Origin of the sequence: Neomelitea salexigens DSM 19753 (assembly GCF_000422345.1) — a bacterium.
GTDB lineage: Bacteria > Pseudomonadota > Gammaproteobacteria > Pseudomonadales > Spongiibacteraceae > Spongiibacter > Spongiibacter marinus_A.
Genome location: NZ_AULP01000001.1, coordinates 682,404 through 696,201, shown reverse-complemented (window position 1 = coordinate 696,201; position 13,798 = coordinate 682,404). Strand labels below are relative to the sequence as shown.

General features: G+C 53.6%; 9 protein-coding genes and 2 rRNA genes. 3 read left to right on the top strand and 8 right to left on the bottom strand.

Going from position 1 to position 13,798, the window contains the following annotated elements:
* Together H573_RS0103310 and rrf are read left to right on the top strand one after the other, a co-directional pair.
* Window positions 1-1,860, top strand: a 23S ribosomal RNA gene (locus H573_RS0103310); the annotation flags it as partial.
* 169 nt (window positions 1,861-2,029) lie between these two features.
* Window positions 2,030-2,144 (top strand): 5S ribosomal RNA (gene rrf, locus H573_RS0103305).
* A gap of 185 nt (window positions 2,145-2,329) precedes the next feature.
* On the opposite strand, the gene H573_RS0103300 is transcribed toward rrf, so the two are convergent.
* From H573_RS0103300 to imuA, 6 genes are all read right to left on the bottom strand, one after another.
* Entirely contained in the window at window positions 2,330-2,701 is a 372-nt protein-coding gene (locus tag H573_RS0103300) for an Hpt domain-containing protein (protein ID WP_027873024.1), read from the bottom strand.
* Window positions 2,694-3,092, bottom strand: a complete 399-nt coding sequence (locus H573_RS0103295; RefSeq protein WP_027873023.1) for a response regulator — start codon at window positions 3,090-3,092, stop codon at window positions 2,694-2,696. Before H573_RS0103295 ends, H573_RS0103300 begins: the two co-directional genes overlap by 8 nt.
* Window positions 3,079-4,227, bottom strand: a complete 1,149-nt coding sequence (locus tag H573_RS0103290) for a sensor histidine kinase (RefSeq protein WP_027873022.1) — start codon at window positions 4,225-4,227, stop codon at window positions 3,079-3,081. Before H573_RS0103290 ends, H573_RS0103295 begins: the two co-directional genes overlap by 14 nt.
* 102 nt (window positions 4,228-4,329) lie before the next feature.
* Complete coding sequence (locus tag H573_RS0103285) at window positions 4,330-7,413, bottom strand: error-prone DNA polymerase (protein ID WP_027873021.1); 3,084 nt, start codon at window positions 7,411-7,413, stop codon at window positions 4,330-4,332.
* A 7-nt stretch (window positions 7,414-7,420) separates the two neighbouring features.
* On the bottom strand, window positions 7,421-8,884 hold the full coding sequence (locus H573_RS0103280) for a Y-family DNA polymerase (protein ID WP_027873020.1): 1,464 nt from the start codon (window positions 8,882-8,884) through the stop codon (window positions 7,421-7,423).
* A gap of 3 nt (window positions 8,885-8,887) precedes the next feature.
* The gene (gene imuA, locus H573_RS16855) at window positions 8,888-9,646 is read right to left on the bottom strand and encodes a translesion DNA synthesis-associated protein ImuA (protein ID WP_051170935.1); all 759 of its coding nucleotides are present in this window, start codon (window positions 9,644-9,646) and stop codon (window positions 8,888-8,890) included.
* Between the two features lie 103 nt (window positions 9,647-9,749).
* Here imuA and H573_RS0103270 point away from each other — a divergent pair, with 103 nt between their 5' ends.
* Window positions 9,750-10,328: a pyridoxamine 5'-phosphate oxidase family protein gene (locus H573_RS0103270; protein WP_027873019.1), complete on the top strand. Its 579-nt coding sequence runs from the start codon at window positions 9,750-9,752 to the stop codon at window positions 10,326-10,328.
* Window positions 10,329-10,335: 7 nt separating this feature from the next.
* Here the strand turns inward: H573_RS0103270 and H573_RS0103265 are convergent, their stop codons facing one another.
* Both H573_RS0103265 and H573_RS16850 read right to left on the bottom strand, forming a co-directional pair.
* On the bottom strand, window positions 10,336-11,907 hold the full coding sequence (locus H573_RS0103265; protein WP_051170933.1) for an alkaline phosphatase family protein: 1,572 nt from the start codon (window positions 11,905-11,907) through the stop codon (window positions 10,336-10,338).
* A gap of 78 nt (window positions 11,908-11,985) precedes the next feature.
* Window positions 11,986-13,713, bottom strand: coding sequence for a hypothetical protein (locus H573_RS16850; RefSeq protein ID WP_205618886.1), 1,728 nt, complete (start codon window positions 13,711-13,713; stop codon window positions 11,986-11,988).
* Window positions 13,714-13,798 lie beyond the last annotated feature (85 nt).

The window sequence follows — 13,798 nt, the reverse complement described above, 5'->3', positions numbered from 1 at the left end:
GGGAAGGCTCAGACAGCTAGGAGGTTGGCTTAGAAGCAGCCATCCTTTAAAGAAAGCGTAATAGCTCACTAGTCGAGTCGGCCTGCGCGGAAGATTTAACGGGGCTAAACGTAGAACCGAAGCTGCGGATGCACCTAGTGCATGGTAGAGGAGCGTTCTGTACGCCTGCGAAGGTGAGTCGAGAGGCTTGCTGGAGGTATCAGAAGTGCGAATGCTGACATGAGTAACGACAAAGGGGGTGAAAACCCCCCTCGCCGGAAGACCAAGGTTTCCTGCCCCATGCTAATCAGGGCAGGGTTAGTCGGCCCCTAAGGTGAGGCTGAAAAGCGTAATCGATGGGAAACGGGTTAATATTCCCGTACTTGTTATAACTGCGATGGAGGGACGGAGTAGGCTAGGCGATCGCGGCGTTGGTTGTCCGCGTTTAAGCTAGTAGGCTGAGGACTTAGGCAAATCCGGGTCCTTAAGGCTGAGAGGTGATGACGAGCTCTCTTTTGAGCGAAGTCGTTGATGCCATGCTTCCAAGAAAATCTTCTAAGCTTCAGGTTATAACGAACCGTACCCCAAACCGACACAGGTGGTCAGGTAGAGAATACCAAGGCGCTTGAGAGAACTCGGGTGAAGGAACTAGGCAAAATGGTACCGTAACTTCGGGAGAAGGTACGCCGGTTTTGGTGATGGGACTTGCTCCCTAAGCTGAGGCTGGCCGAAGTGACCAGGTGGCTGCGACTGTTTATCAAAAACATAGCACTCTGCAAACACGAAAGTGGACGTATAGGGTGTGACGCCTGCCCGGTGCCGGAAGGTTAATTGATGGGGTTAGCGTAAGCGAAGCTCTTGATCGAAGCCCCGGTAAACGGCGGCCGTAACTATAACGGTCCTAAGGTAGCGAAATTCCTTGTCGGGTAAGTTCCGACCTGCACGAATGGCGTAACGATGGCCACGCTGTCTCCACCCGAGACTCAGTGAAATTGAAATTGCGGTTAAGATGCCGTATACCCGCGGCTAGACGGAAAGACCCCGTGAACCTTTACTATAGCTTCACAGTGGACTCTGATATTACTTGTGTAGGATAGCTGGGAGGCTTTGAAACCTAGGCGCTAGCTTAGGTGGAGCCAATCTTGAAATACCAGCCTGGTACTATTGGGGTTCTAACTCTGGACCATTATCTGGTTCGAGGACATTGTGTGGTGGGTAGTTTGACTGGGGCGGTCTCCTCCCAAAGTGTAACGGAGGAGCACGAAGGTGCGCTAATCACGGTCGGAAATCGTGAGGTTAGTGTAATGGCACAAGCGCGCTTAACTGCGAGACTGACAAGTCGAGCAGGTACGAAAGTAGGTCATAGTGATCCGGTGGTTCTGTATGGAAGGGCCATCGCTCAACGGATAAAAGGTACTCCGGGGATAACAGGCTGATACCGCCCAAGAGTTCACATCGACGGCGGTGTTTGGCACCTCGATGTCGGCTCATCACATCCTGGGGCTGAAGCCGGTCCCAAGGGTATGGCTGTTCGCCATTTAAAGTGGTACGCGAGCTGGGTTCAGAACGTCGTGAGACAGTTCGGTCCCTATCTGCCGTGGGCGTTGGAGATTTGAGGAAAGCTGCTTCTAGTACGAGAGGACCGAAGTGGACGAACCTCTGGTGTTCGGGTTGTGATGCCAATCGCATTGCCCGGTAGCTATGTTCGGACGGGATAACCGCTGAAAGCATCTAAGCGGGAAGCCTCTTCCAAGATAAGATCTCCCTGGGAACTTGATTCCCCTAAAGAGCCGTTCAAGACCAGGACGTTGATAGGCAGGGTGTGTAAGCGTTGTGAGGCGTTGAGCTAACCTGTACTAATTGCTCGTGAGGCTTGACCATATAATCAAGTGGTTTAGTCATCGAAAGAAATCAAGAAACTGCAACGGATTGTTGCGACACCCTGGAAACAGGACTGAGAAAACAGACTTCAGCTTATTTACCGCCCTATTTGTGATTGTGAGAGCATGTCAACGTGACAGTCAGACTCGAAGCAACACAAGCCAGTTTGCCTGGCGACCATAGAGACATGGAACCACCTGACCCATCCCGAACTCAGAAGTGAAACGTGTCATCGCCGATGGTAGTGTGGGGATTCCCCATGTGAGAGTAGGTCATCGCCAGGCTTTAATTAAAAACCCGAGGTTCAGTAGAGCCTCGGGTTTTTTTATGGGTGGCTGAAAGTGGTATCCACTAGGCGCTGAGACCCTGCCCCGCGAAGCGAGTGGGCATCGTTCAGCAATGACTCGGACAAAAAGCGTGATAGACAGAATTAGGGGGAGTGTACAGGCGGATTAACCGCTAACCTCACCTAGCGACGCTGTAGGTTGATTTCGCGGATTTTAATTTCACTACTTGTAGAGAGTTTGTGAAGAATATCGATAGAGTGTTGCGCAGCACTGATTTCCTCTGAATTTAATGAGCCGTCATTTTCTCGTTCTTTGATTAGCTGCTCTATAGCGCGTGCAGCTTGGCTGACTTCATCTATCCCCAGTACTCCGGATGTTCCGGCAATCGTATGGGCTTGGCGATAGATATCCTGTAATGTTTCTTCCTCAGATTGAGCCAAGTTTCTTTTCCAGGCCTCTACCAATTGCGTCACCCGCCCGGGTAGCTTTTTAATGTAGTCGCGTTGTAGTTGCCGCAACTCTTCATTTATATCTTGGTGTGATGGGTTAGGCACGGTGAAAATCCTCCCATATATCCCGCAGTTTTTGCGCCATATCCATTGGCTCAAAGGGCTTACTAATCACTGCATTTGCGCCCAAGCTGAGTAGCTGATCGACTTCGTCAGCTTGCACCTTCGCGGTGATAAATACGACAGGTGTATTTTGATATTGCTCGTTATTGCGAATTTCTGACAGCACACTGGGGCCGTCCATACCGGGCATCATGACATCCAATAGTATTAGCTGGGCTGGGAATGTTTCTAGCGCAGCGAGGCCTTCTGGTCCGCTGGCACAGCAGCGAGTGTCGAGGCCGCCTATCGTTTTTAAGGCGATATCGGCGACGATTCGAATGTCTTCTTCGTCTTCGATATAAAGTACGCGTTCTAGGCTTTCATGGTGTGACATTGTAAGCCCCTGTCCGGTCTTTTTTACGTAAGTCGATATAAAACTCGGTGCCATTTTTTACGCTGGAATTGAAGCTGAGTTCCCCTTCATGGTGCTCGACAATCGCTTTGGATATATGCAGTCCCAAGCCGGTACCACCGATAGCGCGTTGGTTGGAGCTATCCGCTTGGGTAAACTTTTCAAAAATATGAGGTTGGAATTCCTCGGGTATACCTTTCCCTTGGTCTTTCACGACGATTCTTACGCCGTGTTCAGTTTCTTCTGCTGAGACATATACTTCGGTGTTCAACGGTGAGAATTTCGCCGCGTTAGACAGTAGGTTACTCATCACTTGCATCATTCGGTCAGGGTCGACATCGATAGTCAGGTGGTCGGGGCACTCGCCCAGCACATAGCGTACCTGGTACTTGTCACCGTAGACACGGTTATCGCTGATGGCAGTTTCCAAGAAGGATCTTAGCGGGATGCGTGTGATGCGGTATTGCATCTTTTCCGACTCGATTTTAGAGATATCGAGGATGTCGTTAATGAGTAAAAGCAGGCGCTCGCTATTTTTTTGGGCGATATCTATAAGCGTTCCACTTTTTTCGGGATCATTGGTCAATGCGCCCGACTTGAGAATATCCAGAGAAGCCTTGATCGACGTGAGTGGTGTGCGTAGCTCGTGACTGACGGTCGAGATGAATTCGTCTTTGATGCGTTGCTCATGAACACGCCGCATCGCCTCACGTAGCTTTTCTTCTGTGTCCTTACGTTCTGAAATGTCGCGAACGATGCCGGTAAACATCCGTTCTCCCTTGATCAGCATTTCGCTGACCGCGAGCTCCATCGGGAAAATATCGCCGTTCTTCCGTTGGCCGCGTACCTCTCGACCGATATCAATGACCTTTTTGGTGCCGGTGGTCAGGTAGTTGTGAATGTAACCATCGTGTTCTTCGCGGTAGGGGCTTGGCATCAACATACTGACATTGCGGCCAAGTAATTCTCGGCTTTGATAGCCAAATATCCGCTCTGCGGCAGGGTTTACTGTGTCGATAAGCCCTTTATTATTAATCGTTATAACGCCGTCGACCATCGTTTCTAAAATGGCCTTGCTACGATTTAGCAAATCTGTAACAGCATCGGGTTTTGGCATCGAATTTAGATCGTACAATCAATAGGGTTACCACGGTGTCAATTGAGCTTAGTGCTTGTCCCGCAAGGCTTTAACTGGGAATTGTACTTACCGAATAAGGCCTTAATGGAAGTCGTGAGAGTCCACATTTAGCGGGAAGAGCGCGCCGATATCACGCAGGGTGTGTGCGATGATGTGGGTCACTCTACTACCTGTCTGTTGGTCACTGTGCTGTATTTCACCCGTCACTTCCAGTATTCGCGCCGACAGGATGGCTTGGCGGTTTTCCGCTTGTTTCGCTGGCCACACAATGACATTGGTGTTCCCGGTGTCATCTTCGAGTGTCATAAACAGTACGCCAGAAGCACTACCGGGGCGTTGCCGGCAACTGACGATGCCCGCAACGGTCAGCCATTGGCCATCTTTAATATCGCTCAGGCGAGCCGCCTGCTGATAGTGTTCGCAATACCCTTCACTGCGTAGCCACGCCATAGGGTGGCGACGGAGGCTTAGAGAGTTGTAGGCATAGTCATGTTGAATGTTCTCCTTCTCCGAGGGTATCGGCAGGGTAGCGGGTGCTTCAGTATTGTGGGTGTTGACTAGCTGGCCGCTACCGCGGTGCTGCTGTATGTACCAATAGCTGCGGTAGCGATCTATTTCGAAGTCGTGAAATACATCGCTGCGCGCAAGTAGGTTGAGCTGGCTTGTACTGAAATCCCCCTCACTGCGAAGTCGCTGAAGGCAGCTCTCCACTGAGGTAAACGCTTGTTGCTGGCGTAGCTGGCAAAGTGCTTGTGCGCTTTCATAAGACAGCCCCTTGATGGTTCGCAAGCCGAGGCGAATTGCTGAGCGTTCTTGTTTAAACACCACACGGTGTTCCCAGTCACTGTGGCAGGCAGAGACTGGGAGAATGGCTACGTCGTGCCGCTGAGCGTCCTGACAAAGCTGAGAAACAGAATAGAAGCCCATCGGCTGGCTATTGAGTAAGCCGCAGTAAAAGGCGGCAGGATGGTGGCACTTGATCCAGGCCGAGGCGTAGGCGAGGAGAGCAAAGCTCGCTGAATGTGACTCTGGAAAACCGTAGGCACCAAACCCTTTCATTTGGCTGAATAAGCGCTCTGCAAAGTCGAGGTCGTAGCCGCGCTCAAGCATGCCATTCACCAATTTACCTTTAAAACCCGCTAAGTCGCCATTCTTCCCCCAGCTGGCCATTGCCCGCCGCAATTTATCGGCTTCACCGCCGCTAAAGCCAGCGGCGACCATGGCAAGTTGAATCACTTGTTCCTGGAATATGGGCACCCCGAGAGTGCGCTTGAGTACTCTTTCAATCTCCTTGTTTGCGTAGTGCTCGGCTTCTAAACCTTGCCGACGACGAAGGAAGGGGTGCACCATGCCGCCCTGGATGGGGCCAGGACGTACGATCGCTATTTGAATCACTAAATCGTAGAAGCAGCTAGGTTGAAGGCGGGGGAGCATGGTCATCTGCGCCCGGGACTCAATCTGAAAGACCCCAATACTGTCTGCGCGTTTGAGCATGGCATAGGTCTCTGCATCTTCTGCAGGGATATCACTTAGTCTGATATCTGTGCCCGCGGCATCACTGATATAGCGCAGGCTTCGGCGTAAGGCACTTAGCATTCCCAAGGCCAAGATATCGATATTCAACATGCCCAAGGCTTCCAGGTCGGACTTGTCCCATTGAATAATAGTGCGCTCGGGCATGGCGGCATTTTCCTGAGGCACCAAGGTATTGATCGGCTCACGACTGATAACAAAGCCGCCAACGTGTTGAGACAAATGCCGGGGGAATCCGATAAGGGCATTGACCACATCGATGAATTGCTGGCCGCGGTGATCCGATGTGCTTATACCCAGCTCACTGAGGCGCAGGGCTAAGCTGCTTTGGTTGTCCCACCACGCCATATTTTTACTGAGTTGGTTGATGAGCTGGTTGTCCAAGCCCAGTGCCTTGCCCACATCGCGCACAGCGCTTCGGCGCCGGTAGCTAATAACGGTGGCAGCTAAAGAAGCATGGCTGCGACCATACTTGCGATAAATGTATTGAATCACCTCCTCTCGGCGTTCGTGTTCGAAATCGACATCGATATCCGGAGGTTCATCGCGCTCCCGTGAAATAAAGCGTTCAAATAGCAGCTCGTTCCGGCTTGGGTCGACTTCCGTGATGAATAAGCAATAACACACTGCAGAGTTGGCCGCCGAGCCGCGGCCCTGGCAGAGGATGCCCTGGCTTCGGGCGAACTGGACGATGTCGTAGACAGTGAGGAAATAGTGCTCATAGCGTAGCTCAGCAATGAGGCTTAGCTCTTTATCAATACTGCTCTGAACATCGCCTGGAATGCCTTGCGGCCAGCGTTTCTCGGCGCCCATTTGGGTTAGCTCGCGCAAAAAAACGGTGGCACTTTTTTCCTTGGGTACCAGCTCGGTGGGGTATTGGTACTTTACCTCTTTTAGGTCGAACTGGCAGCGAGCGGCAAGTTTGTCGCTTTCGTCTAACAAGGCCTGAGGGTAGTCGCGCGATAATAGCTCCCGAGGTTTTATATAGTATTCGCTATTCATCAAGGTGTTGCGGCCGAGTTGGCCAACTGTTGAATGCAGGCGAATTGCGCGAAGCACATCGAATAGGGGGTGGCGGCTGCGACAGTGCATCAAAATATGGGGTGCGGCTACAAGCGGAAGTTGGTAGCGGCACGCCAGGTCATAGTGTTTGAGGTAATACGCTTCCTGTTGGGCAGTGCAGTGCAGCGCGACACCCAGCCACAGGCGCGCTGGGAACAAGGCCTTTAAATCCTTCAAACCAGTTGCGCCACATTTACTTTCAGGAAGATAGATCGCGAGTAGGTGCCGGTTGAAGCGCTGAAGTGCCTCCACACTCAGGGAATAATCGCCTTTGGCGCTATGCAAACGGCTGTAGCTGATGAGTGAGCATAGCTCGCTGTAAGCTTGCCGACAGGGCGCGACGAGTAGCAGTTGGAATCCTTCTTGAAACTGGAAACGTGCGCCGCATATCAGCTTGATATTTGCTTCTTTGGCCGCTTGCCAGGCCCGCACTATTCCCGCCAGAGAAGCTTCGTCACACAGGACGATTGCTCTGTAGCCATTCGCCTCGGCTTGGGCAACCAGCTCCTCCGGATGAGATGCCGCGCGTAAGAAACTGAAGTTGCTCTGACAGTTCAGCAGTGTGGCCATGGCGCTTTCAGGAAAAAAAGCCGTGCAGGTACCACTGTTGACTGAGGCAGTCTTTAAACAGCCAGCACAGGCCGTGGTCGTTGTGTCGGGCGATGTAGTAGTCGCGAACCTGGCGTTGCTGCCACCAATTACTATCCAGGCGCTCCGGGCCCTGAAGTATTTCAAGGGGGCCCTGCCAGACCAATCCGGTGGTAGTGCGTTGAAGCGGCAGAGGCGTCGGCAACAGCAAACAGGGTCTGAGTGCTTCACTGCTTGCCTCGTGGTCACGGTGTTCGCAGTTATAGTCGCTGACGGGGCACGCAACGCCTTGTTGTTCCGGTAACACTCGGTCGTCTATCTTCAACTGTTGAAGCGCATTGTCACCTAGGCGCAGCTGCAAGCTGTTGATTAGGCGAAGTTGGGCGTCACTCTGCTCGGTGGCTTCTCTATGCTCGTCAAAAAGTTGCTGTTTGGTGGCTTCCAGGCTGACAAACTCTCTGCATTCCAAAGTAATGCCTTCTACAGCGCCAGCTAAGGTAAACCCTTCCAGCTGCAGAGCGATGAGTTCGAGAAGGTTTTTGCGGTGAAAGTGGCGGTGATTAACCGGCGTTTTCCAGTGCTGGCGTTCGCCGCTCAAATAGTGGAAGGTCCAGTGCAGGTCACGGTTTAAGCACTGGCGCAGACGTAAATAGACCTCTAGCTCTTTGAGCATGGCAGACATCGGAAAGCGCAGCTGGTCACTCTGAAATAAGCCGCCATCAAACTGACGCTCACTGACAAAAACGTCAGCGGGTTGGTAGCGCTGTCTTGGATCCTGCTTGCGCCCAGTTAGGCGGGCGACAAAGTCGGCCATAACCGGGTCGAAGCTGCTCAACAGTTGCTTGCGCGGCAGGCTAAGAACATCGCCTAGTCGCCTCAGGCCCATATTGTGCAGCGCTTCTAATTGGACGCTTGGCAGCGGGAGCTGGCGGCAGGGTAGTGACGCCAGTGCGCGCTTTAGTGCATCGCGTTTGAGCTCGCCCTCGGCATTCACTAGATGAGCGGGGCGAATGCCTTGCAAGCTTAAGAGTTCTGCTGCCAAAGGGGTATTGCCCAGGCCAATATTTAACTGTAAGCCGCGTTTTCGATAGGCTGAAAGCAGGGCGCGATACAAACGCTTCAAGTTGCCAAATAGCTTGAGCGAGCGGCTCACCTCCAATAAGAGTGCGTTGGGCGGCGATAGACTGATGTCGTCGCTGAAGCGATAGGCCCAAAGAGCCAGGCGCTGCCAGTGGGCCTGTTCGCACTCGCTCTGCTGCGGTTGGCAGTAGAGCGAGGGGCAAAGCGCCAAAGCAGTGGTTAACGACATTCCCTCGGTAACGCCCGCGAGCCTGCCAGCGGCGTTCACCAGTGACACCTGTTGCTGTGCAATCAGGGCGCAGGGCTCGCTCAGCGGTGCGCCGGGCAGGGCCTCCAAACCCAGTAGTGGGAACCGTAAGCACACATACAGCATGGATTATGACCGTATTACTGGGTGGCTAGAGGGTGTTGACGGGCGTCCAGCGACATGGAGATTGACCGCAAGGCGCCGCCGCGGGTTGGTGTTTGTTGGCCACTCATTAACAGGACGTTGGGCTTCAGTTAGCTGTTTATTTCGCGGCAGTGTGAGTTGCTGACCGGCGTGGCCACCGTATTGTTTAAGAATGACCAACTTAATGTCTCGAGGCCCCCCTTCGACCTGTACACGCAGCGGGGCAGGCGAGGCTTGCGGTTGGCAGCGGCTTGGGCGGAAGTGAAGGTGCCAGCAGTGACCTTCACGTGCTGCCAAATGTAATCGCCGTAGCTGCTTGTCATTCGGCGGACAATTTGCCGACCAGCTGAGTAGCGCGCCAAAGACCCCGCTGCGCAAGGCCTCTTCGGCGGCCCAAAGCTGGTGTTGACGATGGGCATGAATCAGCCACTGCTGTTGTGCAGCCAGGCCGTGCTGAACAAGCCCAGGGGCAAACGGGAGGTAAGGCGGGTTTAACCAGGCAATGGGGCGGTCGCGATTGAGCTGGCTCAGCGTAGGCATGACCAATTCCAGCTCGCCTACCCCAGGGGTATCACACAAAAATTCACTGCTGCCGCTGCTCGGCCAGCCGCCTTGATGTAAGGCCCGGTCTAAGGGGGCAAAGCCCGTCGCGTTACTGTGGCCGCCTACTGTGTGGTGGCGACGTTGTTTGGCTGGCCACAGCTGTTGCCGGTTGATAAGTTGTTCAAGTGTTTTACTAGGCATTGGACATGGCGCGAATCTATACACTGTATGAATATACAGTATATTAACTGGCTGGAAAGTCAATAAAGCCAACGCGTCGTCCTATGACAAATCAGGAGCAGGTATGCAGTGTCCCCTAGAATCACTAATCAGCCATTACCGCCTAGCCTTGGATGAAGGTGATACGGCGGCACGCTATTGCAGTGTGGCGACGGTAGATGGTCAGCAGGCGAGCACAAGAACAGTGGTATTGCGTGACATAAGCGCTGAGGGGCCGATGATTTTTATCAACGATAGCTCGCCAAAGTGGTTGCCACTTCTCGCAGGTGGCAGTGAGGTATTGCTGTTCTGGCCCTCGCAAATGCGCCAATACCGCCTGCGCGGTACATGGCAGGTGCTGGGCGAGGACGAGATGCTTGAGCATTGGCAGAATAAACCCGACGCGGCAAAACTGTTGGATCACCTGTACCAGCGCCTCCCGCAAAGCTCGCCGCTAACCTCAGAAGCGCAACTGCGAGAGGAGCTCGATGGTTTGCGGCAACGCTTTGCTGGTGCGGACATTCCCTTTGTTGGTAACGCGCGTGGCGTGGTTTTGGCGGTGGATTTCCTCGAATCCTGGTGCCTTGCCGCGGATGGAGTACACCAGCGCCGCCTGTATCGGCGACTCAATGGAGACTGGCTCAGCGAGCCGCTGGTTCCCTAGCAACTCCCTATTCCACGTGCGCTGGCTGTGGCAATAGGCCGCTGGCATAGGCCATTACATGGAAGAGAAAATTCTGCTCATTTGTGCCCGATAGCAGCGCTGCACCGGGGCCAATGGCATAGACACCCACATCTTCGCCGCCGTGGGTTTCACTACTGAGAGGAACGAGAGCGTCCTGTTGAAACCCTCGGGCCTGGGTGTTGACGCCGTGCAAGTTGCGGCGGCTGCCAGCCGTCGTCTGCTCTTGGGAGCTGAAATACTCAGAGCCGGGGCCGTTGGCATAAGCCAGGGTTGTGAAGGGCAGGCCATCTGCCGCGGTGCTTGGAGCACTGCTGCCCACGCTGACCACTTTACCCAGTATCGGGTTGCCCCGCCGAGGATAGCCCGCAATCGTGAAGACATGGCTGTGATCCGCCGTGACGACAATGAGGGTGTCCTCGGGGCGGGTTTGCTCTACGGCAAGTGCCACTGCCTCAGATAAAGCAATGGTGTCATGTAACGCCATACTGGCATTGCCAGCGTGGTGGCCGTGGTCGATGCGACCCGCTTCAACCATAAGGAAAAAGCCCTGTTCATTTTTGCTAAGCAACGCGAGGGCCGCTTCGGTCATTTCCCTTAGCGATGGCTCGTTGTCAGGTTCGTCGCGGCGTTCTAACTCATACTGCATGTGTGAGCCACTGAAAAGCGCGAACAGCTTTTCTGTGGTCGCTAAGTCGAGTGCATTCAGCGCTGCTTTACTATCGAGGTAGCGTGCTGCTGGGTATTGCTGCTGCCACTCAGCGAGTAAATTGCGTCCGTCAGTGCGCTGGCCCCCATCGACACCGGCGGGTAAGAAATGCCGTCGACCGCCCCCCATAACCACGTCAATGCCGTCAACATCCACATTGGCAAAGCGGGTCTCCAGGTTTTTTTCAAAGCCGATTAGTTGACTGGCAATATCCTCACAGCCAGCTGAAATTGCCTGTTGTGGCAGGGTGCTGTTGTCTTCCCAGTTACGGTCAGCCGATTTGGCATACGTCGCTGCGGGGGTGGCGTGGGTAACACGTGTGGTGGACACCAGGCCTGTGGCCTTGCCGGCAATTTCTGCGAGTTCGAGTAGGCTAACTAGCGCTTTTCCCGTGGCGCTGCTGCAATCGCCGCGGCGAGCATTTTCGTCAACGCCGAGCAAACCAATATTGGTTTTAACGCCCGAGACTATCGCGGTCATGGTGCCGGCCGAATCCGGGGTTTGAGCATCCACATTGTAGGTTTTTATCAGGCCGCTGAATGGAAAGCGGTCAAAGCTCAGGTTGTTTTCCTCCCCGGGCATTCCCTTCTGCTGGCCGTCGAGAATGCGAGCGGCGGTAATAGTGGAAATCCCCATACCATCGCCGACAAACAGGATAATATTTTTGGCTTTGCCGTGAGCCTGGGCATAGGCTGTTTTGTCGAGGAGCTGGCGCTGCGCTTGCTGATACCAAGGGTTGGTTAGCGTATTTTCTAACAGTGGTGATGAGAGATTTACGGGTGGCGGTGTTTTGCTACAGCCAACACCCGCAATAGCGGCGAGAAGTAACCCAAACCGAAGATACAAGCGCATAGCGCCCCCTGAGCAGCCGGCAGATAGTATCGAAGTATAGGGCTGCTTAAGGGGCAATCCCAGCGGCTAGGGTGCCGTTTACTCTGCTTGCCAATTCAGGCGCAGGTCCCAGTGCCGCACTTTGTCAGCGGGTAACACGCTGGCTGTTTCGGGGTCGATCTCCCGGTAGACATTCACCGCCGGCGCAATATTGGGGTCGCGTCCATGCACAAAGTCTTGGTCGGCAACAATCGTCATATAGGCTTTATTCAAATCCAGTGCTCGGCGCAGAGAGGGCGTAATAAGTTGATAAACATCTTTGCCGGCCAGCGCAGCAGTATTTAAGCTGCCATCTTCATTGAGAAAGCGTTGGCGAATTTCGGCATTTTCTCGGAACTCATTGCCACCGCCTACTGTTGCCAGATAGTCAGCGATTTCTCCGATCACTTCGCCATCGACGTTTTCTTGGCCAACGTAGGGCGCGTCTTGCATACCTTTCAGGTTGATATAAGACCAACCGTTGCTGCCAGTCACCTTGCGAGCAAAGGCGAAGGTTTGGTCAATGGTGGTGCCCACGGTTGTGTGGCAGCCCATGCAAAATAAGTTCTCTTCCTCGCTTTGCATCCGCAGGCTGCCTTGCTCATCTTCGATAAAGCCGAGCATCATCCAGCCAAAGCTGTTATCGGTTCCCTTGTCTCCGCGGTTGATATATTTGGGAATCAACTCATCGACTTTTTCCTGGCGCTCATTGCCATACATCGATACCAAGTGCTCTGGCGGATAGAACACAAACTTATTCATATAACGCAGCTCTTTCATGCGAGGAGGCACGGTGATCTCGCCGCCCTCGTTGATACCGACATAGCGCACGCTGTGCAGAAACTCCGTCCCCAAGGGGTATAACATGGTTGCGACCACTTCATCGGCGGCATCACCCACGTACTGCTCAGGGCGCTTGATACGGTTGACGACACTGAGCTGTTCGTCACCGTTGAGGTCGACGCAAAAGGCCCGCTCATCGATGTCCGGGGTCGAAATATCGTGTAGATCCTTAATAGCCATTTCCAGTATGGAGAGGTTCGCCAGATAGGCGTCTTTTGAATATTGGCCGTCACCGCCACAGCTGGCTTGGCGAAACTTGGCAGGCAGGCGAATCATGACATCGTCGGTTGCGCCATTGGTTGGCCAGAATGTGCTGGGCAGCGGTTTGTAATTGAAAGCCACCCAGTGGCTGCCATCTTTGGCAAAGCCGAGCTCATCGAAAGCCTCTGCCCCCAGTGCTAAATTTTTTAGCTCGGGAGTGGGGCCCTGCCAGTCGCGGGTATTTTTAAGTTGTTCAATCAGCGGGCTGTAATTATCGGTATGGATATAGTCCAGCACATGCTGGTCGCTGATTTTTTCAATGCGTTCGCGGCGATCTTCGAAAAGGTTGGTCCAGTGGTTAACTTCGCCAATGTCAGAGAACAGGTACGCAACCTGCTGACTGCCATCGTCCATGGTGTTGGGCCTGCTGCGATAGGGATAGGTTTGGTGGCAGGTCATGCAAGGGTTGTACTTGGCTTCGTGCTTGGTATAGCACTGGGGTGGGATAACCGCCTCTGCATTGTAAATGGTTTCTGGTTTGGGCTGACGCAGGGTTGGTGTTGGTGAAGCGGTGGCAACCTCGCCTGGAAACGAAAGACTGCTCAGCAGTTCCTGGTCTGCCGCCGGGAGCTTGTCCCCCGGTTGCCCCGGCGTTTGCTGGCCAGAGGCCGCCGTTGTGTGGGCGTTGTCACCACTGCATGCATACAGCAAGGCACTGAGAAGAATCATCCAGGTTTTTTTCATTGCGGATACCAACATGTTTACTAATAAAAAAAGGGGCGAAGAATCCGCCCCTTTTGTTTACTGTTGCTTGGCCCATCGGCCGCGC

Bases quoted from the DNA above. Each gene is read 5' to 3' on its own strand.
- H573_RS0103265 (WP_051170933.1), bottom strand. From the start codon at position 11,907: ATGCGCTTGTATCTTCGGTTTGGGTTACTTCTCGCCGCTATTGCGGGT.
- H573_RS0103290 (WP_027873022.1), bottom strand. From the start codon at position 4,227: ATGCCAAAACCCGATGCTGTTACAGATTTGCTAAATCGTAGCAAGGCC.
- H573_RS0103270 (WP_027873019.1), top strand. From the start codon at position 9,750: ATGCAGTGTCCCCTAGAATCACTAATCAGCCATTACCGCCTAGCCTTG.
- H573_RS0103280 (WP_027873020.1), bottom strand. From the start codon at position 8,884: ATGCTGTATGTGTGCTTACGGTTCCCACTACTGGGTTTGGAGGCCCTG.
- imuA (WP_051170935.1), bottom strand. From the start codon at position 9,646: ATGCCTAGTAAAACACTTGAACAACTTATCAACCGGCAACAGCTGTGG.
- H573_RS0103295 (WP_027873023.1), bottom strand. From the start codon at position 3,092: ATGTCACACCATGAAAGCCTAGAACGCGTACTTTATATCGAAGACGAA.
- H573_RS0103285 (WP_027873021.1), bottom strand. From the start codon at position 7,413: ATGGCCACACTGCTGAACTGTCAGAGCAACTTCAGTTTCTTACGCGCG.
- H573_RS16850 (WP_205618886.1), bottom strand. From the start codon at position 13,713: ATGAAAAAAACCTGGATGATTCTTCTCAGTGCCTTGCTGTATGCATGC.